Source organism: Pseudomonas cyclaminis (genome assembly GCF_015163715.1).
Taxonomy (GTDB): Bacteria; Pseudomonadota; Gammaproteobacteria; order Pseudomonadales; family Pseudomonadaceae; genus Aquipseudomonas; species Aquipseudomonas cyclaminis.
The window spans coordinates 12,995-32,953 of record NZ_JADDUM010000016.1 but is presented as its reverse complement, the minus strand read 5'-3'; the positions used below and the strand labels follow the sequence as shown (position 1 = coordinate 32,953).

Genomic DNA, 19,959 nt, shown 5'->3' with positions numbered 1-19,959 from the left:
GGCGCGGCTGACGGCGGGGCTGCTGTCCCAGTCCTGCATCTCTTGCACGGTGCGCCGGCCTTGAGCTGGGCGGAGAGCGCGTCGCGTAATTGCACTTCGAGGGTGGCCGGGTCCATGCGCAGCAGCACTTGACCCGCCTCGACCCGTTGGCCTTGCTCCACCAGGTTGGCCTGCACGTTACCGTCGAACGGCGCGGTGAGGGTGAGGGTGGTGTCAGGCTCGATCTTGCCCACCAGGCCGATCTGGTGCACCAGCGGGTCGGGTTTCACGGCCAGCCATTGCTCGGCGGTGCTGGCGGGATCGGACGCAGGACTGCGCAGGGCCAGCCCGGCACCGACCAGCAACAAGATCACCACAGCGCCCAGCAGGCGTTTTCGATTAGTAGTCATTGAGGGCGATTTCCCAACTTTCCAGCGTCATGCCCAGGGTCAGGTCGAGCTGTGTCTGGGCGTTCAAATAAGCGATCAGTGCGTTGAGCTGCGCGTTTTCGGCGTTGCGCAGGTCGGTCTCGAAACTCAGCACCTGGAAGTTGGTGGAGCGCCCGGCGCTGAGTTTTTCCCGCTCGATCTCGATCTTGCGCCGTGACAGCTCCACTGCGCGTTGGGAGATTTCATACTGACGCCAGCGGGTGCCCAGGTCGCGCACCACGTCGTTGACGCTGCGCTCCAGCTCCTGGCGGGCGTCGGTGATGCGGATGGCCTGATCCTCCACATCCACCCGTGCACGCACTTCGGCCTGGCGCGTGCTGATATCGCCGATGGGGATTTGCACCTGCACCCCGGCGTAGCTGTCCCACGTGCGGTTGTTGCTGCTGCCGGCGTCGTTATTGTAGTTGTCGCGGATCTGATTCGCGCCGGCCACCAGATCCACCTGCCAGCGCCCGGAGTCCTTGGCGATCACCAGGTTGAGGTCGGCTTGCTGGCTGCCGAGCAGGGCGGCGAGGTATTCCGGTTGCTGGGTTTGCGCCAGGGTGAAGGCCTGGCGCTTGTCGATCTGCATGGGCTTGGCTTCCAGGGCTTCGGTGGCGCGAATCGGCGTGGACAGGTCCAGGGCCAGCAGGCGCAGGAGCGCCAGGCGATTGCTGTCCAGTTGGTTTTGCGCTTCTTCCACGCCCAGTTGCTGGGTGGCGATGTCGGCCTCGGTCTGCACAATCTCGAACTCGGCCATGCGCCCGGCACTGATCAAGGCCTTGTTCACTTCGAGCAGCGTATCGGAGCGCTTGAGGGCTTCCTGCACGATCAGCAGTTGCTCCTGGGCGCGCAGCAATTCGCGGTAGGTGGCGATGATCTGGCTGATGGTCTGTGCCACGGTGGCCTTGAGGTTGAGGCGGTTGGCCTGTTCCGACAGCCGCGACAGGCGCAGCGGCGCGGTCGTGGCGTCCCAGCCGGCGCCGCGCATTAACGGCTGGATGATCGCCAGGTCCAGGCCGTCGCTGCGGTAGCGGCCGGCGCGGTCGGCGTTGTTCAGCTGTTGGGTCCAGGCCATGCTCAGGCGCGTACCGTACTCGCCGAGCAGGCTGCTGGACGGTGCGAGGTTGGCGTTGCGCGCACTGTCCTGGGAGCCACGGGTGCCGCGGTAATAGCTGTTGAGGGTGAGCTTGGGGTTGAACACGTCTTCGGCCACCCGCAGGTCGAACTTCTGCGCGACGCGTTGCAGGTAGGCACTGCGGATTGCCGGGTTCTTGCGCAGGCCCAGGTACACCGCGTCGCCCAGGGTCAGGGTGGTGACCTGGGCGTTCAGCGACACGCTGCGGGCGCTGCTGGGGGCGGAGGGGCGGATGACCACGTCGGCCGCCACGCCGGGCAGGCTGATCAGCGCCAGCAGCCAGAGCCATTTACTCATCACGCAGGGCCTCCACCGGTTGCAATCGCGAGGCCGAGACCGCCGGATAGATGCCAAAGAACAAACCCACCAGCAACGTGCTGCCCACGCCGAGGGGCAGGGCGGCAGCCGCCAGTGCGAATTCCCAGCCCGACAGCCAGGCGTAGAGCCAGGCGGCGGTCATGCCCAGCACTGCGCCGCACAGCGCGCCGACGGCAGTGAGGGTCACGGCTTCAAGCAGGAACAGGTTGCGGATATCCCGTTGGCGAGCGCCCAGGGCCATGCGAATGCCGATCTCGCGGCGCCGCTCCGAGACGTTCATCAGCATCACGTTCATTACCCCCACGCCACCGCCCACCAGGGAAATCGCACCGAGCGCCAGCAGCAGGTAGGCGAAGGTGCGGCTTTGCCGGGTCATGCCATCGATCATCTGCTGAGGCACCTGGATGTCGACAGAATGCTCAGTCAGTTGGGTTTGCAAGGCACCGGCGGCCTCCTTGGCGATACGCTCCATGTCCTGGCCGGGTGCGGCGCGGATGATCACGTTGCCGATCTGCGGCATGGCGTAGATGCGGCGCATGCCTTCGGCGGGGATGAACAACGACTCGTTGGCCTGCACCGGCATCAGCATCGCCCGGGGCTGGTTGTGCAGGATGCCGACGATCAGGAACAGGTAGTCGTTGATGCGCACGCGGTCGCCCAGTTGCAGCGGGTCGCCCGGCGCCCCAAGGGCCTGGGCGACCTGGTTGCCGATCACGCCATAGGTTTCGTTGGTGTCGAAGCCGGACAGGAAACGCCCCTGTTGCAGTTCCAGGCGCATCGTCTGTGGAATGTCCGTTGTGCTGCCGACGAAGTTGGCGTTGACGCTGCGGCCATGGAACACGATGGGCCCGCTGAACAGGCTGAGTGCGCCGATATGCGCGATGCCCGGCACGGCCTCGCGCACTGCCTGCAGGTCGAGTTGGGTGCGCATCGGCACATTGCTGCTGCCTTTGGGCGGGAACTGCACCACCAGGGTGTCGGTGCCCATGTCCTTGAAAATCATCGCGGCATCCACCGCCGCGTTATGGCCGATATTGATCAGCGCCACCACCGACGAACTGCCGATGACGATGCCCAGCAGGGCCAGAACCGAGCGCTTGCCCAGTGTGCGCAGGCTGATGAAGGCTTCATGCAGCAGTTGGCTGAGGCTCTGTTCGACCCGCAGGCTCATAGGCGACCGACCTCGTGCACCACACCGTTGCGTACCAGGATCTTGCGCTCCAGGCGTTCGGCGATCTGCGCGTCGTGGGTGACGATGATCAGCGTGACCTGCTGCTCGCGATTCAGGGCCAGCAGCAGGTCCATGATGTCCTGGGCGGTGCTGCTGTCGAGGTTGCCGGTGGGTTCGTCGGCCAGGATCACCGAGGGTTTGCCCACTAGGGCTCGGGCGATGGCCACGCGTTGGCGCTGGCCGCCGGACAGGTCGGCGGGGCGATGGTGGGCGCGGTCGGCCAGGCCTACCTGTTCGAGCATGCGCTGGGCCTGTTCCACCGATTCATGGCGCGACACACCGCGATAGCTCAGGGGCAGGGCGACGTTGTCCAGGGCGCTGAGGCGCGGCAGCAGGTTGAAGCTCTGGAATACAAAACCGATCTGCTGGTTGCGGATCGCCGCCAGTTCGTCCGGGGTGACGCTGAAAATATCGTGGCCGGCAAAGTGGTACTGGCCGCCGTTGGGCAGGTCCAGCAGGCCAAGGATATTGAGCAGGGTGCTCTTGCCGGAACCCGAGGCGCCGAGGATGCCGCAGCTGTCACCGCGGGCGATGGACAGGCACACGTCATTGAGAATGGACAGCTCTTGCCCGGCCAACTGATAGCGTTTGCCGATGCCTTGCAGGGAGATCAAGCCTGGGTGCGCGGGGGTGTCTGTCATCATGACTACGCCTGCAGTCTCGACGCCGCCGTCATGCCCCCTGTAAATCCTTGTAACAAGTTCGGGAGCTGCCTGGTATGCGTCACGGACTGGTTTTATTTCTTGTTTTTAAAATATTGTTTGAATACTAACCGTGTTCCCAGTGCTTCGCCAGCCATGGATGTAGAGCGGTTTTACCCTTTGAAACGATTTAACCCGTCGGTGTGAGGAGCTGCCAAAATACCCCTGACTGGCCGCAAAATGCCCGCTGGCAAAGGCTTTGGATGGTATGGCGGTGTGTCACTACTTGCTTTCGAACGGCCGCACCGGTATAAAAAATCAAATTATTTTTTAAAACAATATTTCCGCCGTGGAACCCTTTATGGTCGCGAAGAAAATCAGCGCTCCAAACATTACCAAGACTCGATTGCTGGATGCGACAGAGGCGCTCTTTATTAAGTACGGTTATGACGCGGTGTTGTTACGGCAGATTACCGAGCGTGCCCAGGTGAACCTGGCTGCCGTGAACTACCACTTCGGGGACAAGGACTCCCTGATGAAGACCCTGCTGATGCAGCGCCTGGAGCCGCTCAACGAGCAGCGCCTGGAGCTGCTGGCACGTTGTGAAGCCGAATCCGAAGGCCCCCTCGATTGCGACACCTTGCTCGGTGTGCTCTTCGCTCCGGCCATGGGCCTGGAGCGCAGCGACCCGGCCAGTGCCAGTGGGGAAGGGCGTTCGTTCATTCGTTTCCTGGGCCGGGTGTACAGCGACACCTCACCGTTTATCCAGGAATACCTCAAGGTGCATTACCAACCGGTGTTCCAGCGCTTTTTCGAAGCCTTCGCCCTGGCCTTGCCGGATTTGCCGCGCAACGAACTGGGAGTGCGCCTGCAATTTGCCCTCAAGGCGATTTCCGGGGTGATGGCCGGCACCGAACTGCGCCTGCTGATGAACTCCATGAGCCTGGGTCGCCCAGCCACCGACGCTGAGGTGATGGCGAAGTTGATTACCCTGGTCTCGGCAGCGATTCGTGTCCCGCAGCAAAGCCCCGAGGCAGAAACCGCGTTGGCCAGGGTGCTGGACACCCAACGGGCGATTCGCGAGCAAGCCTCTGCACCTGTCGGCAAAGTCGCGCGCTAGATCAAATCCCAGGCAAAAAAAAGCCCGCTGGGGCGGCGGGCTTGATATGCAACATTTGTAACGGATGAGGCTTCACAGTACGGCCTGGGATGTGAATAAAACGTGAAAAAAATGTAAGAGAAAGTGTGAAAGTGTTGACGTAGACAAATGCGTCAAATAGCCATTTCTTAGATCTTCCAACGCCCGGCACTCTTGGCCAGCCGCTGACGCATGGCATCAACATTCGCCGCCAACTGTACCGTCAACAACCGGTAGCCATCCAGCGCGCTGTAGACCGGCGCATCCAGCGCAGGCTCGTTCAGGCCAGCATGGCTCGGCCGCTCCAGCCGCTCCGTCACTCCGGATTTCAAGGCCCGCGCCATTCCTACCAATTGCACCCGTATCTGCCGGTGCTCGGCTTTCAACATCACCTGCATCCGCGCCGTCGCGTGTTCATCACGCGGATCCGGCCGGGTGTTGCCGAGAATCTCCAGGGTGCTGATGCACATGCGCAGGTGCCGTTGGATGGCGTCCAGTTCGGTCATGGACACTCGCACTTCCTTGGACACCGACGGCATCAGCGAACGCAGTTGCACCATCGCCGCATTCAGGCGGTTGAGCAATTTCAGGTGTTCATCGTCAGTGACCGACTGGCCATTGATGATCCGGCTGTAAATCGCCGCACAATCGCGCAACGCGCTGGCCAGGTTGTAGCGCCACGAGTACACGGCGTACAGCGGCAGGGCGAAGGAAAACGCCAGGGCCAGCACGATACCGATCAGGATATCGACGGTGCGCCACAGGCCATCCGAGATCGGGTTGTCACCGTGGCCAGCGACAATAAATACCGTGATCGCCGACAGCAGCGCGATGTAGCCGCCCTTGCCGATGGCGTGATAGGAGAAGAAGCCGCACACCACCGACATCAACAGATAGGTCAGCAGCGGCTGGCCGAAGTAGGCCTGTTGCACCACCAGCAGCAGGCCGACGCTGGCGCCGATCAAGGTGCCGTAGGCGCGCTCCACGGCTTTCTTGCCGATATTGCCGTGGTGCTGCAAGCCGCCGATCACGATCAGCATGGTCACCGACGCCCACTCACCGTGGGGCAGGTTGATGCCGGTGGTCAGCAGGATAGTCGCCAGCAAGCCGATGGACACGCGCACGGCGTGGATCAGCTTGGCGTGGCGATAGCGGCGGTACGGATCGAGCAAGGGGCGCAGCAGGCGCCGGGCGAACATAGGCAGGTTCATCGGTAAAAAAGGGGCCTCATCCATCAGGGAAAACCCGGTCCAATGTGGGAGGGGGCTTGCCCCCTCCCACCTTTTTTTGACCGAGGTGAACTTAGAAAATGTAGTCAGTGGTCAGGAAACTCGAATCACGGTTGCGCAGGATGTCGCTGACCAGCGCCTTGTTGCTTTCCTGGAACTTGGTGGCCACCAGGGTGCGGATCGAGAACACGCGCAGGGCGTCATGCACCGACAACGTGCCCTCGGCCGAGTTCTTGCGCCCGTTGAACGGGAAGGTGTCCGGCCCGCGCTGGCACTGGGCGTTGATATTGATCCGGCCGACCTGGTTGGCAAAGGTGTCGACCAGGCGCCCGACGGCCACGGCGTTGGTGCCGAAAATGCTCAGTTGCTGGCCGAAGTCCGAGTCGAGCACGTACTCGATCACTGTCTCCAGGTCGCGGTAGGGCACGATCGGCACCACCGGGCCGAACTGTTCTTCGTGGTACACGCGCATCTGCGGGTTCACCGGGTACAGCACGGCGGGGTAGAAGAAAGACCCACGGCTGGTGCCGCCGTTGGCATTCACCACCTGGGCGCCGTGTTGTTGCGCATCGGCCACCAGTTCGTTGAGGTAGTCCACCTTGCCCACTTCCGGCAGCGGCGTCAGCGACACGCCGTCTTCCCATGGCATGCCGGGTTTGAGGGTCGACAGTTTGGCGTTGAATTTCTCGATAAAGCGCTCGACGACATCCTCATGCACAAACAGGATTTTCAACGCGGTGCAGCGCTGGCCGTTGAAAGACAACGAGCCGGTGACCGCTTCGCTGACGGCATTGTCCAGGTCCACCTCGGGCAGCACGATGCCGGGATTTTTTGCGTCCAGACCCAAGGCGGCACGCAAGCGGTGCGGCTTGGGGTGCAGTTTTTTAAGGTCGCTGGCGGCTTTGTTGGTGCCGATGAACGCAAAGATATCGATCTTGCCGCTGGCCATCAGCGCGCTGACGGTCTCGCGGCCACTGCCGTAGATCACGTTGATCACCCCGGCCGGGAAGCTGTCGCGAAACGCCTCCAGCAGTGGGCGGATCAGCAGCACGCCGAGCTTGGCCGGCTTGAACACCACGGTGTTGCCCATGATCAGCGCCGGGATCAGCGTGGTGAAGGTCTCGTTGAGCGGGTAGTTGTAGGGGCCCATGCACAGCGCCACGCCCAGCGGCACACGGCGGATTTGCCCGAGGGTGTCCTGTTCCAGCTCGAAGCGGCTGCTGCGACGGTCCAGCTCCTTGAGGGCATTGATGGTGTCGGTGATGTAGTCGCAGGTGCGGTCGAACTCTTTCTGCGAGTCCTTCAGGTTCTTGCCGATTTCCCACATCAGTAGCGTGACTACGGCATCGCGTTGTTCACGCATGCGGCGCAAAAACGCTTCGACATGCTGGATACGGTCCACCACGCGCATGGTTGGCCATTCGCCCTGGCCCCGGTCGTAGGCGCGCACGGCGGCGTCGAGGGCAGTGAGGGCGGTCTCGGCGTCCAGCAGCGGCGTGCTGCCGATCACCACGCGGCGATCGCCCAATTGCACCGGGCTCTGCACCTGGGCCAGCGGGCCATTCCATACCTGCAACTGGCCATCGACCAGGTAATCACGCTGTTCAATGGGCGCTTCAAGGCGGAATTGCTCGGGAATGTCGGCCACGGACGTGGGGAAAAGTTGGGCGAGCAGGTTGCTGGTGGTCATGTCGCTACCCCTGGAATAGTTGCAAAACATGACTAGAGAGTCACCCAACAGAGGGCTCTATGGCAAGGCTTGTGCGCTTTGCAGTACGCACCGCGCCTTGCGCCGGGTAAACTGCGCGCCTTTATTGAAGGAGTTCACATGAGTCACTACCAGCCGGGCATTCTTGCCGCACCGGTGCCCTTGCAGGCACGCCATCTGTTTTTTGCCGTGCAAACCCCTGAAGCTGTGCCGGCCGCGTTGGACGCGCTGGTGCAGCTTGTGGATTCGGCGGCAGTGGTTGGTTTCGGTGAACCGCTGGTAAACGCACTGGGCACACAGATTGATGGCCTGCGCCCGTTCCCGGCGGTCAGCGGCCCCGGCGCGAATAACCCATCCACCCAGCAGGCACTGTGGGTGTGGCTGCACGGTGTGGATCGCGGTGAGCTGCTGTTGCGCAGCCGCGTCTATGAAAAGGCCCTCGCCCCGGCGTTTAGCCTGGTGCAGTCGACCGAAGGCTTCCGCTACAAGACCGGCTTCGACCTCACCGACTACGAGGACGGCACCGAAAACCCGCACGACGACGCCGCCGTTGAAGCCGCCTTGACCGACAGCGGCGCCAGCTTCGCCGCGATCCAGCAATGGCAGCACGACCTCGACGGCTTCGCCGCTTTGCCCGCCCAGGAGCGCGACCACATCATCGGCCGCCGCCATGGCGACAACGAAGAGCTGGAAGACGCCCCCGAATCCGCCCACACCAAACGCACCGCCCAGGAAAGCTTCACCCCGGAAGCCTTCGTGGTGCGCCGCTCGATGCCGTGGGCCGAGAACGGCCAGGCCGGGTTGATGTTCCTCGCGTTCGGCCACTCGTTCGATGCATTCGAAGCCCAACTGCGCCGCATGAGCGGGTTGGAAGACGGGATTGTCGACGGGTTGTACCGCATCAGTACGCCGTTGACCGGTGGTTACTACTGGTGCCCGCCGGTTATTGGGGGGCGACTGGACCTGAGCGCGCTGGCGAACATGAAATTGTCGTCAGGCAACTGATCCACGGCTGAAAAAAAAACGGCGCTGCCCTTAATCTGGCAGCCTTATCAACCGCGTGGATCGCCCATGTCTTCTGCCGCCGATGGCCTGCCTCTCAATAAACGCCTGCCGGCCGTAATCGCGATCTCCCTGGGGATCGGCATGGCGACCCTGGACACGGCCATCGTCAACACGGCATTGCCTACCCTGGCCGAGGGGATCGGCACCGATTCGGCCTCGGTGATCTGGGTGGTCAATGCCTACCAGTTGGCGATTATTGCCACGGTGCTGCCGTTTGCGTCGCTGAGTGACGTGCTTGGGCATCGCCGCGTGTACCTGGGCGGCTTGCTGCTGTTTATCGTCTCGTCGCTGTTTTGCGGGTTGGCCGGTTCGCTGGAAACCCTCACCGCGGCGCGGGTGGTGCAAGGGCTGGGGGCAGCGGCGATCATGAGCGTGAACACGGCGTTGCTGCGGCATATCTACCCTTCGAAAATGCTTGGGCGCGGCCTCGGCTACAACTCGTTGGTGGTGGGGTTGGCGTTTACCTTGGGGCCGACTGCCGCGTCGGCGATCCTGTCAGTGGCAACGTGGCACTGGCTGTACCTGATCAATGTGCCGCTGGGGTTGTTGGCCCTGGCACTCGGCGTGCGTTCATTACCGACGCTGCCCATCACCGGGCACGCGTTCGACCGACTGGCAGCCGTGTTATGTGCAGGTTTGTTCGCCTTGTTGGTGTTGGGCCTGGGCACGGCAGTGCACGGCGCTCAAGCCGCACTGACCTTGGGCTTGATTGCGGTGGCGCTGCTGTGCGGCGGGTTGTTGCTGCGTCGCCAGGCCGGTCATCCGGCGCCGATGCTGGCCCTGGATCTGTTCAAGCGGCCGCTGTTTGCCTTGTCTTCTGTCACCGCGATCTGCGCCTTCAGTGCCCAGGGCCTGGCCTTTGTGTCGCTGCCGTTTCTGTTGCAGGCAGTGCTTGGCCATAGCCAGGTGGAAACCGGTTTCCTGATGACGCCGTGGCCGGCTGTGGTGGCGGTGATGGCGCTGGTTGCCGGCCGACTGGCCGACCGTGTGTCCCTTGGCCTGCTGTGCGGCATCGGCCTGTTGATGTTGAGCGTGGGGATGGCCGCGTTGGCGACCTTGGGCAGCGGCGCATCAGCCTTCGATATCGGTTGGCGCATGGCGTTGTGCGGCGCCGGTTTTGGCTTTTTCCAGTCGCCCAATCTCAAGGCCTTGATGACCAGTGCCCCGCTGGCGCGTAGCGGCGGGGCCAGTGGCATCGTGGCGATTTCACGCTTGCTGGGGCAGACGCTGGGCGCATCGCTGGTGGCGTTGTGTTTCCACCTGTCACAGGCCGGCGGTCCGCACGCGGCGTTGTGGCTGGGCTGTGCCTTTGCGCTGGCAGGCAGCGTGGCCAGCGGTTTGCGTTTGCTGCCCTATGGGAAAAAAGCGTAGCGGGGCGTTGTAAAACGCGGTTCGGAGAGGCTACCTTGGCGACCTGAATATTTCGGGATGTTTCAGATTTATGTCCAGCCAGGCGCAACGCACTGCCGACACCACCTCCCGCCGCGCCGCGTTGACCCTGGCGTTATGCCTGCCCAGCGACGTGTTGCTCTACCTGTTGTTGCCCATGGAGTCCCAGGCCTTCGGCATCACCCTGGCCCAAGCCGGCGTGTTGCTGGCGGCCAACCGTCTGGTGCGGATTTTCGGCTACCGGCATGTGCTGAATTTCTATGCGCGCAACGGTGATCGCCTGACCTGCATGATTGCCGCCGGTGCCGCCACGCTGTGTGCCTTGGGCAACTCGGTGCTGTCCGGCTTCGCTGCGTTGCTCGGATTGCGACTGGTGTGGGGCTTGTGTTTTGCCGCGTTGAACCTGTCGACCCAGGTATTGGCCACCGCAGAGCCGGAGGGCGCCGCACGCCGGGCCGGGCGTTCGCGGGCCTTGATCGCCTGGGGGCCAATGCTGGCATTACCGCTTGGTGGGTGGCTGACGCTATGGGCCGGGCCGCGTCCGATCTTTGTGATACTCGCCGGTTGCTGCCTGGCAGGCCTGTGGATGGCGCGTGGTTTGCCCAGCGCCGGGCATGATTTGCACAGCACACCGGGGCGGCGCTTCAAGTGGCCGGACAGCGTGGCACTGTGGTCGTTTATCGAGGGCGTGGCGCTGGACGGGCTGTTTATCTTTGGCCTGTCGATCCAGGCGCAGAAAATCCTCGGCGGTGACGCGGTACTGATTGCTGGCGGCTTGATGGCACTGCGCTACGTCTCGGAAATGCTCTTGAGCCCCCTGGGCGGTCGTGCGGCGCAGCGGTTCGGCGCCACCTCGATGTTGCTGCTGTTTTCGTTTATGAGCGCCCTGGCCTTGAGCGCATTCGGCAGCTACTGGGTGATTGTCGGCGCGGCAGCGGTGCTGGTGCTGCGTGCGTTGCAACTGCCCTTGGTGACCACTTTGGTCGCCGAGCGCAACCCCGGTTCGATGCGGGTCTCGGCGCTGGCGTCGAATGCGGTCTGGCGCGACATCGGCGCGGGCCTGGGGCCGCTGCTGGCGGGTTTGCTGTTGCCGGTGGCCTCGGCGCCGCTGGTGTTTGGCGTGGCAGGGGCGGCGATTGCGGTGAGTGCGCTGTTCTGCTGGCGGGGCAGATGACTCAAGTGTTTTTGAAACCGTCCAGCCACGTGGGGTCGAAACGGGTCTGTTCGGTGTCGATTCCCAGCGCCTGCATCCTGGCTTGATGCGCATCCATTTCGCCGACCAGTTGCGCCTGGGCGCTGGAGTTGGCGTCCAGGGCATGCATCTGCGTCAGCCCCAGGTGGTAGAAACGCAGCACTTTCATGGCCGTCGGATCATTGGCCTGCACGTGTTCGGTGACCTTGTGCATCACATTGGTCACGCGCATCAGGTTGCGCTTGAGCTGCCACCCATACACCGCCGCAGCCAACCACGACTGGGACCAGAACGGGCCACGCACCAGGGCGACGGTGATCAACACTCCAGCGAACACACCGCCGACATTGAAGCGAAAGTTATCGCCGCCGGGCTCGCCGAACAGCATCACTGCCAGGCTCGACAGCACCATGGCCAGGGTCAGGAACACCACGGCCACAATCAGCGTGCTGCGGCGGGTCTGTTGGCGGTAGACAGCGGGGTCGCAGGGTTTGAGCTCGAACATCCGGGTCAGGTCTCCAGAGCGGGTAGGGTGGGGCATCTTCTCATGGTCAGCGGTCAGCAGTGGGGCAATCAAGTTGAACCATGATCTGTGGCAGTTTCTCTAAATCGGTGAAGTCCCCTTGAGGTGAACGACCATGCCCGAATACAAGCAACCACCACCCGGTACACCCGACCCTGACCGCACACCCGGTGAAGAAGAGCGCGACAACGATGCCTTGCGCCCCAATGATCCGAAAGAACGTGACGATCATGATGATGTGCAGCGCGTCGAAGAAGACCTGGAAAACCTCCACGACAAAGCTCGCCCGCTATAACAGGAGACCACGATGAACAAGCACTCGGATGGGCCCCCTTCCAACGAACACGCCAGCGGCAAGGATGAGCTGGGATTTGATCCAGACTCGCCGGATGTGGCTGATCCGCAGGTTGATCCGGTAGGCCCGGCCATCGCCCCGCTGGATAAAAAGCACAACGACGAAGCGAAAAAAAAGCCGCCCTACGATCCGTTGGGCGACTTGAAGAAATAACAGCGTCATCGGTAATCAGGCCCCGCCATCGAGCGGGGCCTTTGTTTATTTGGGGGGTGTCCAGCTGACATCAGTGATGCCGTACTTTTCGGCCCAGGGCCGGGTGGTTTTTTTCACCTGCTCGTGGCCAACGCGGCCGATGCGGCTGACATGGGCAATATCAGCATCGACCGCAGCCCAGTGCCAGGCTTCGGCGTTGTTCATCACCTCGGCGCGTACGACAAAGGACTTCGGTTGACCGTGCAGTTGGTAGTGGATGGTGTAGATTTTTGCGGTACTCATGTTGCCTCCCTGTCTTGTTATAAATGGAGGCTGGAGCGTTCAAAAAGGTTCATTCAAAATGACAACCTGCACACCGGCGCGGCATAGTGGCGCTCTCTTCGTGTGCCCAAGGACCGTGCCATGCCCCGCCTGAACCATAGCCGTCTGTACCTGCAACGCCTGGGTTACGATTCGCCGCCGCCGCCCACCCTGCAGACCCTGCGGGATCTGCAACTGCGCCATGTGTGCACCTTCGCGTTTGAAAGCCTGTCGACCCTGCTGCACTTGCCGGTGCCGATAGACTTGCCGAGTGTCGAGCACAAAGTCTTGTTCGATGGGCGCGGCGGGTATTGCTATGAACTGAACCAGATGTTCCTGGCGCTGTTGCAGGAACTGGGCTTTGACGCGCGCGGCATTACCGGGCGGGTGGTCATGGGGGGCCCGCCGGACGCACGTACGGCGCGCACCCACCGCCTGAGCCTGGTCACCCTGGACGGTGTGCGCTACATCACCGACGTGGGCTTTGGCGGCATGGTGCCCAGCAGTCCGTTGCTGTTGGACACGCAAGCCGTGCAGGCCACGGCCCATGAGCCGTATCGCCTGACGCTCAATGAGCAGGAGGGCAGCTACACCTTGTGGGCCGAGGTCGCGGGGGAGTGGCGTGGCTTGTATGTGTTCGACCTGCAAGTGCAGGCGGTCATCGATTACGAAATCGGCAACTGGTACGTCTCGACCCATCCAGGTTCGCCGTTCCTGGGCCAATTGAAAGTCGCACGGCTGGCAGCGGGCGAACGCCACACCTTGAACAACGCCCACTATGCGATTCACTACCTGGATCGACCGAGTGACAAGCGCGTGATCCGGAGCAGCGAGGAGCTGCTGGACGTGCTGGGCACTGCCTTCGGGATTCGCGTGCCGGTTCACCCTCAGCTTGATTCAACCCTTGATGGCTTGGTAACGGCTGCGCGCCAGGAGTCTTGACCTAGAGCCATCGCTGAACCGTTTTACTTCCAGGTGGGGGCAAATTTTTTCGAACCTTTGGTGCCAGCCTGGGCTCGAAGCGGTGCCTGAATAATTTGCCCACCAGACAAGGAGATGTAAACGATGTCCAAACTATTCGGAAACTTCCTCAAGAATTCCTCACTGCTGGCGCTGGTCGCCGCTCCAGCCGTGGTGTTCGCCGCACCGTCCACTGACCCGATTTCCACCTTCGGGATTCTGGGCAGCTACAACGACTTCAAGCTCGAAGGCGGTAGTGAAAGTGATAAGGACCACATGCCCGAAGCCGGCCTTTTCTACAACTTCGGCAACAAGCTCACCGCCGAGTCGGGCTTTATCTACCAGGCAGGTGTGGAAGCCAAGTACGGTAAAAAGAGTGATAACAAACTCAAGGAAGGCCAGGCTGATCTGGATCTCGGCTGGCGTGCCGCGCTGGATGCGCGCAACTTCGTCGATGTGATCGTTGGCGGCGGTTACAGCTGGACCCGCTATGAGCTGGACTCGAACGACTACGACATGGAACTCACCAACAAGTCGCCGTTCGCCAAGGCAGCCCTGGGCTACAACCATCAGTTCGATGACATGACGCTGCGTTTCGAAGCCGGCGCACGTCGCACCATTGATGGTCGTACGAAGCTCAAGGTGGACGGCGTGGGCAGCGACACCGTAGACCTCAAGGACCGCACCAACCCTTACGCCGAAGTCAGCTTGCTGATGAACCAGAAGGGTGACCTGCCGGTGATGGCGGGCCTTTACTACACCCGCACCGAATACAAGCTCGACGGGGATTCTGAAGTGGCCGATAACACTCGGCTCAAGCGGGATGAATACGGGGTCAAGGTAGGCATCGCGTTCTAACGCGGTTGCCATGTAAAACGCCCCGAACATCCGGGGCGTTTTTTTCAGGGCTACTGCTGGTCAGCCCAGAACGCAAAAACGGCGCCCGAAGGCGCCGTTTCTGTTGGTTCACATACCGCTAAGCGATCAAACGCCCAGTACCGCGTGCTGCACCAGGGTGAGCAACGGTTGTGGGTACACGCCCAGGAAGAACGCGAGCAGGGCGATGGCCAGCAGCATCACGCCGCCTGCCTTCTGTTCCCAATGCAGCTCGGCATCCACACGACGCAGGTTGGGCTCGATCAGGTAGAGGGTAACCATCACGCGCAGGTAGTAGAACACGCCGATGGCGCTACCCAGGACCAGGGATGCAACCAACCACCACTCGTGAGCTTCAACACCGGTGGCGACGATGTAGAACTTGCCGATAAAGCCTGCAGTCAGCGGGATACCGGCCAGGGACAGCATCATCACGGTCAGTACGGCGGTCAGGTACGGACGGCGCCAGAACAGGCCGCGGTATTCGTACAGGGCGTCCGCGTCTCGACCTTTGTACGGCGAAGACATCAGGGTGATCACGCCGAACGCGCCGAGGCTGGTGATCACGTAGGTGACCAGGTACACGCCGATGGCTTCCACGGCCAGGCCTTTGCTCGCCACCAGGGCGATCAGCAGGTAGCCGAAGTGGGCGATGGACGAGTAACCCAGCAGACGCTTGAGGTTGTTCTGGGTCAGGGCCAGCAGGTTACCGAACAGGATCGACGCAATGGCGATCACGGTCAGCACGTTGCTCAGCACGCCGGTGTTGGCGGCAGGCGAGATCTGGAACAGACGCACCATCACCGCAAACACCGCGACCTTGGACGCCGTGGCCAGGAACGCAGCCACCGGCGCCGGGGCGCCTTCGTACACGTCCGGGGTCCACAGGTGGAATGGCACCAAGGAGAGCTTGAACGCCAGGCCGATCAGCATCATCGCCAGGCCCAGTTGGGCAATCGGCGCGGGGCTGTTGGTGGCGGCCAGGGCGTGGCCGATCCCGGTGAAGCTCAGGCTGCCGGCTTCGGCGTAGAGCAGGGCCATGCCGAACAACAGGAACGCGGAACCGGCGGCCGACAGCACCATGTACTTGATGCCGGCTTCCAGGGAGCGCTTGTTGAAGAAGGCATAGGCCACCAGGCCGTAGGTCGGGATCGACAGCAGTTCCAGGCCGATGAACAGGCCCGCCAGGTGCTGTGCGCTGACCAGCACGATACCGCCGGCCGCAGCCAGCAGGATCAGCAGGTACAGCTCTTCGCGGTTGCCGGGGTAGCCGGTGCCGCCTTCGCCGAGGTAGGCGTGGGCGAGGGTGACGCAGGCCAGGGTCGCGACCAGGATCAGCGCGATGTACAGCAGTGCGAAGTCATCGACCATCATCAATGGCGTGACCGCCAGTGGCGCGACCTTGAGGGCCGGGATGATCGACAGCAGGGCCAGGTTCAACCCGGCGCAGGACAGCAGGAACGTTTGCGAATGATTGCGGCGCCACGCGATTGCCAGCATCACCGCCACAACGGTGAGGCTGGTAATCAGCAGCGGCGCAAGCGCGATAAAGTGTTGGATCGTGAATTCCATAGCGCTCTTACCGGGCCGAAGCGAGTTGAGAGAAGGCGGTGCCGAACCACTGCTGCACGCCATGCATCGTTGCGGCAGAAGTGTCCAGGAACGGTTGCGGGTACACGCCGATGTAGATCAGCAGTACCGCCAGGCCGAGCACCATGATCAGTTCGCGCGCATCCATCCCTTGCAGGACGGTGTCGGACTTGGCCGGGCCGAAGTAGGCGCGGTGGATCATGATCAACGAGTAGACCGAACCGAATACCAGGCCGGAGGTGGCAATCGCACTGATCCACGGCGTCTGCACGAAGGCACCCATCAGGATCAGGAACTCGCCGATGAAGTTACCGGTACCCGGCAAGCCCAGGGACGCGGCGGCGAAGAACAGGCTGATCGCCGGCAGGTACGCAATGCGCGACCACACGCCACCCATTTCACGCATGTCACGGGTGTGCAGGCGCTCGTACAGCTGACCACTCAGGATAAACAGTGCGGCGGCCGAAACACCGTGGGCCAGCATCTGGATCACTGCGCCTTGCAGCGCCAGCTGGCTGCCGGAGTAGATGCCGATCAGTACGAAACCCATGTGGGAAACGGACGAGAAGGCGATCAGACGCTTGATGTCGGTTTGCGCGAACGCCAGGAACGCACCGTAGAAGATCCCGATCAGACCCAGGGTCATGGCAATCGGCGCGAATTCGGCCGAGGCATTCGGGAACAGCGGCAGGGCGAAACGCAGCAGGCCGTAGGCAGCGGTTTTCAGCAGGATACCGGCCAGGTCCACGGAGCCAGCAGTCGGCGCCTGGGCGTGGGCATCCGGCAGCCAGGAGTGGAACGGCACCACCGGCAGCTTCACCGCGAACGCGATGAAGAAGCCCAGCATCAGGATGTACTCGGTGGTCAGGGACATCTTGGTTTTCAACAGGTCGGCGTAGTTGAAGGTAATCACGCCCGTGCTGTTGAAGTTGACCAGTACCAGACCCAGGATCGCCACCAACATGATCAGGCCGGAAGCCTGGGTGAAGATGAAGAACTTGGTCGCCGCGTAGATCCGGGTTTTCTTGCCGTCCGAAGAACTGTGACCCCAGAGCGCGATGAGGAAGTACATCGGCACCAGCATCATTTCCCAGAAGAAGAAGAACATGAACAGGTCCAGCGCCAGGAACACGCCGACAACACCGCCCAGGATCCACATCAGGTTCAGGTGGAAGAAGCCCACGTGACGCTGGATCTCTTTCCAGGAGCAGAGTACCGAGAGGATACCCAGCAGGCCGGTCAGCAGGATCATCAACAGTGACAGGCCGTCGAGGGCCAGGTGCACGTTGATGCCGAAGCGCTGGATCCACACGTGCTTGAATTCAAGCGCGAAGGTTGGATCGACACCCGGTGCCGGAGCAAATGAATAGTCACCATGGGCCCACAGCCAGAGGCCGAGCGCGAGTTCCAGGGACATGGTCAGCAACGCGATCCAGCGGGGGAGGGTGGCGCCGAAGCGTTCACCCATCCAGCAGAGCAGGCCGCCGATAAAGGGGATCAGGATTAGCCAGGGCAGAATCATGACAGGCTCGTTTCCTTTCGCAGGTTTGCAAAGTTCGCAATGTACGCAATGCGCATGGACATAGTCAGACCGCCACGACAACGATGGCGCCGATCACCAGCACGGCACCGACCGCCATGGACGCTGCATACCAGCGCAGTTGGCCGGTCTCGCTGCGGCTCAGGGCGGTGTGACCAGCCTTGGCGGCACGCGGGATCAGACCGATAGTCTGGTCGAGCGGGTCTTTGCGCAGTACATGGCTGATGGCCAGGTAAGGCTTGACGAACAGTTTGTCGTAGATCCAGTCGAAGCCCCAGGCAGCAAACCACCAGGCCGACAGGAAGCGGCCGATGCCACTGTTGGCCACGGCGGTGACAAAGCGACGCTTGCCGAGGAACAACAGGCCGCCAGCAGGATACCCGCGATGGCGATGGCCCCCGAGGCGATTTCCAGGCTGTGCTTGGCGGCGCCACCGGCATGGCCGGCGCTTTCCGGCAGTACACCGGCCAGTGGCGGCGTAATCAGGGCGCCGATGAAGGTCGACAGCACGATCAGTACCGACAGGGGCAACCAGTGGGAGATGCCGTGGCCTGCGTGCGCTTCGGTCTTGGCTTCACCGTGGAACGTGATGAAGATCAGGCGGAAGGTGTACAGCGAGGTCATGAACGCACCCACCAGGCCTGCGTACAGCAGGTTCTGGTTACCGCTGGCAAAGGCTTCCCAGAGGATTTCGTCTTTCGAGTAGAAACCGGCGGTCACCAGTGGCAGGGCAGCCAATGCGGCACCACCGACGATGAAGCTGGCGTAGGCCAACGGCAGTTTCTTCCACAGGCCGCCCATCTTGAAGATGTTCTGCTCGTGGTGGCAGGCCACGATCACCGCACCGGAGGCCAGGAACAGCAGGGCCTTGAAGAAGGCGTGGGTCATCAGGTGGAAGATCGCCGCGTCCCAGGCACCTACGCCCAGGGCCAGGAACATGTAGCCGATCTGGCTCATGGTCGAGTAGGCGAGGATCCGCTTGATGTCGGTCTGCACCAGCGCGGCAAAGCCGGCCAGCACCAGGGTCACGCCGCCGACCACACCCACCAGGTGCAGGATGTCCGGCGCCAGGGTGAACAGGCCGTGGGTACGGGCGATCAGGTAGACACCGGCAGTAACCATGGTTGCGGCGTGGATCAGTGCCGACACCGGAGTAGGACCGGCCATCGCGTCCGCCAGCCAGGTTTGCAGCGGCAGTTGCGCGGATTTACCGACAGCGCCGCCCAGCAGCATCAGGGTCGCCAGGGTGATCCAGAAGTCGCCGACCTGGAATTTCTGCGGTGCCAGCACCAGCAGTTCCTGGATGTTCAGCGTGCCAACCTGTTGGAACAGGATGAACAGGCCGATGGCCATGAACACGTCGCCGATCCGGGTAACGATGAATGCCTTGAGTGCCGCGTTACCGTTGTTGCGGTTGCTGTAGTAGAAACCGATCAACAGGTACGAGCACAGGCCCACGCCTTCCCAACCGAAGTACAGGAACAACAGGTTATCGCCGAGTACCAGGAACAGCATGCTGGCGATAAACAGGTTGGTGTACGAGAAGAAGCGCGAGTAGCCCGCTTCGCCGCGCATGTACCAGGACGCGAACAGGTGGATCAGGAAGCCGACACCCACCACCACGCCGAGCATGGTGATCGACAGGCCGTCGACGTAGAGGGCGAAGTTGGGCTTGAAGCCCTCCACCGACATCCACTGCCACAGCACCAGGGTGTAATGGCCGCCTTCCGGTGGCGCGACGTTGAATTGCCAGATGACGTAGGCGGTCACGATGGCCGACAGGCCAATGGAACCCACGCCGATCAAGGCCGAGAAGTTTTCCGACCAGCGTCCACGGGAGAACGACAGCAGCAGGAAACCGATCAGGGGAAATACGAAAGTCAGAAAGATCATGTTCATCCGCGCATCTCACTGGCAGCGTCGATATCAAGCGTGTGGAAGCGACGATACAGTTGCAGCAGGATCGCCAGGCCAATACTGGCTTCGGCGGCTGCCAGGCTGATCACCAGGATGAACATGACTTGTCCATCCGGCTGGCCCCAACGTGCGCCTGCCACGATAAAAGCCAGTGCCGCGGCGTTCATCATGATTTCCAGGCTCATCAACACGAACAGAATGTTACGGCGAACCATCAGGCCGACCAGGCCAAGGCAGAACAGGATGCCGGCAACCGCCAGACCATGCTCCAAAGGGATAGCAGGCATCG

Annotated in this window: 18 protein-coding genes and 2 pseudogenes; 8 read left to right on the top strand and 12 right to left on the bottom strand. The window is 62.1% G+C overall.

Features of this window, described 5'->3' with window-relative positions:
- From IQK56_RS01790 to IQK56_RS01775, 4 genes and pseudogenes are all read right to left on the bottom strand, one after another.
- A pseudogene (locus IQK56_RS01790) lies at positions 1-389 on the bottom strand (HlyD family secretion protein); the annotation flags it as partial.
- Entirely contained in the window at positions 379-1,842 is a 1,464-nt protein-coding gene (locus IQK56_RS01785; RefSeq protein WP_122307460.1) for a TolC family protein, read from the bottom strand. The gene IQK56_RS01785 and the pseudogene IQK56_RS01790, both read right to left, overlap by 11 nt.
- Complete coding sequence (locus IQK56_RS01780; protein WP_193862189.1) at positions 1,835-3,034, bottom strand: ABC transporter permease; 1,200 nt, start codon at positions 3,032-3,034, stop codon at positions 1,835-1,837. The genes IQK56_RS01785 and IQK56_RS01780 overlap by 8 nt, the downstream gene beginning before the upstream one ends.
- Entirely contained in the window at positions 3,031-3,738 is a 708-nt protein-coding gene (locus tag IQK56_RS01775; protein WP_193862188.1) for an ABC transporter ATP-binding protein, read from the bottom strand. The genes IQK56_RS01780 and IQK56_RS01775 overlap by 4 nt, the downstream gene beginning before the upstream one ends.
- 358 nt (positions 3,739-4,096) lie before the next feature.
- On the opposite strand from IQK56_RS01775, the gene IQK56_RS01770 reads away from it, so the two are divergent.
- Positions 4,097-4,855, top strand: coding sequence for a TetR/AcrR family transcriptional regulator (locus IQK56_RS01770; protein ID WP_193862187.1), 759 nt, complete (start codon positions 4,097-4,099; stop codon positions 4,853-4,855).
- A gap of 167 nt (positions 4,856-5,022) precedes the next feature.
- On the opposite strand, the gene IQK56_RS01765 is transcribed toward IQK56_RS01770, so the two are convergent.
- On the bottom strand, positions 5,023-6,084 hold the full coding sequence (locus IQK56_RS01765) for an FUSC family protein (protein ID WP_150676333.1): 1,062 nt from the start codon (positions 6,082-6,084) through the stop codon (positions 5,023-5,025).
- Between the two features lie 91 nt (positions 6,085-6,175).
- A complete protein-coding gene (locus IQK56_RS01760; RefSeq protein WP_150760564.1) occupies positions 6,176-7,792 on the bottom strand; it encodes an NADP-dependent glyceraldehyde-3-phosphate dehydrogenase in 1,617 nt (538 codons plus the stop codon).
- Positions 7,793-7,930: 138 nt separating this feature from the next.
- Between IQK56_RS01760 and IQK56_RS01755 the strand changes: the two genes are divergently transcribed.
- The 3 genes from IQK56_RS01755 to IQK56_RS01745 all read left to right on the top strand — a co-directional run bounded on the left by IQK56_RS01755 (position 7,931) and on the right by IQK56_RS01745 (position 11,438).
- Positions 7,931-8,815 carry a Dyp-type peroxidase gene (locus IQK56_RS01755; RefSeq protein WP_193862186.1) on the top strand — a complete coding sequence of 295 codons (885 nt, stop codon included), beginning with the start codon at positions 7,931-7,933 and terminating at the stop codon, positions 8,813-8,815.
- 66 nt (positions 8,816-8,881) lie between these two features.
- Entirely contained in the window at positions 8,882-10,246 is a 1,365-nt protein-coding gene (locus IQK56_RS01750) for an MFS transporter (RefSeq protein WP_150676309.1), read from the top strand.
- A 70-nt stretch (positions 10,247-10,316) separates the two neighbouring features.
- Positions 10,317-11,438, top strand: a complete 1,122-nt coding sequence (locus tag IQK56_RS01745; protein ID WP_150676308.1) for an MFS transporter — start codon at positions 10,317-10,319, stop codon at positions 11,436-11,438.
- 1 nt (position 11,439) lies between these two features.
- On the opposite strand, the gene IQK56_RS01740 is transcribed toward IQK56_RS01745, so the two are convergent.
- On the bottom strand, positions 11,440-11,961 hold the full coding sequence (locus tag IQK56_RS01740; RefSeq protein WP_150676307.1) for a DUF3087 family protein: 522 nt from the start codon (positions 11,959-11,961) through the stop codon (positions 11,440-11,442).
- 133 nt (positions 11,962-12,094) lie between these two features.
- Between IQK56_RS01740 and IQK56_RS01735 the strand changes: the two genes are divergently transcribed.
- Both IQK56_RS01735 and IQK56_RS01730 read left to right on the top strand, forming a co-directional pair.
- The gene (locus IQK56_RS01735; RefSeq protein WP_122306945.1) at positions 12,095-12,274 is read left to right on the top strand and encodes a hypothetical protein; all 180 of its coding nucleotides are present in this window, start codon (positions 12,095-12,097) and stop codon (positions 12,272-12,274) included.
- 12 nt (positions 12,275-12,286) lie between these two features.
- Complete coding sequence (locus IQK56_RS01730) at positions 12,287-12,487, top strand: DUF6021 family protein (RefSeq protein WP_122306946.1); 201 nt, start codon at positions 12,287-12,289, stop codon at positions 12,485-12,487.
- Between the two features lie 45 nt (positions 12,488-12,532).
- Here IQK56_RS01730 and IQK56_RS01725 read toward each other — a convergent pair whose 3' ends face one another.
- Complete coding sequence (locus IQK56_RS01725) at positions 12,533-12,769, bottom strand: DUF6555 family protein (RefSeq protein WP_122306947.1); 237 nt, start codon at positions 12,767-12,769, stop codon at positions 12,533-12,535.
- Positions 12,770-12,889: 120 nt separating this feature from the next.
- On the opposite strand from IQK56_RS01725, the gene IQK56_RS01720 reads away from it, so the two are divergent.
- Together IQK56_RS01720 and IQK56_RS01715 are read left to right on the top strand one after the other, a co-directional pair.
- Positions 12,890-13,729, top strand: coding sequence for an arylamine N-acetyltransferase family protein (locus tag IQK56_RS01720; RefSeq protein ID WP_193862185.1), 840 nt, complete (start codon positions 12,890-12,892; stop codon positions 13,727-13,729).
- A 123-nt stretch (positions 13,730-13,852) separates the two neighbouring features.
- On the top strand, positions 13,853-14,605 hold the full coding sequence (locus IQK56_RS01715) for an outer membrane beta-barrel protein (protein WP_122306949.1): 753 nt from the start codon (positions 13,853-13,855) through the stop codon (positions 14,603-14,605).
- Between the two features lie 126 nt (positions 14,606-14,731).
- Here the strand turns inward: IQK56_RS01715 and nuoN are convergent, their stop codons facing one another.
- The 4 genes and pseudogenes from nuoN to nuoK all read right to left on the bottom strand — a co-directional run bounded on the left by nuoN (position 14,732) and on the right by nuoK (position 19,957).
- Complete coding sequence (gene nuoN, locus IQK56_RS01710) at positions 14,732-16,195, bottom strand: NADH-quinone oxidoreductase subunit NuoN (protein ID WP_099587021.1); 1,464 nt, start codon at positions 16,193-16,195, stop codon at positions 14,732-14,734.
- 7 nt (positions 16,196-16,202) lie between these two features.
- Entirely contained in the window at positions 16,203-17,735 is a 1,533-nt protein-coding gene (gene nuoM, locus IQK56_RS01705) for an NADH-quinone oxidoreductase subunit M (RefSeq protein ID WP_003232072.1), read from the bottom strand.
- 64 nt (positions 17,736-17,799) lie between these two features.
- Positions 17,800-19,652: pseudogene (gene nuoL, locus IQK56_RS01700) on the bottom strand (NADH-quinone oxidoreductase subunit L).
- Complete coding sequence (nuoK, locus tag IQK56_RS01695; protein WP_003174727.1) at positions 19,649-19,957, bottom strand: NADH-quinone oxidoreductase subunit NuoK; 309 nt, start codon at positions 19,955-19,957, stop codon at positions 19,649-19,651. The pseudogene nuoL and the gene nuoK overlap by 4 nt, the downstream one beginning before the upstream one ends.
- Positions 19,958-19,959 lie beyond the last annotated feature (2 nt).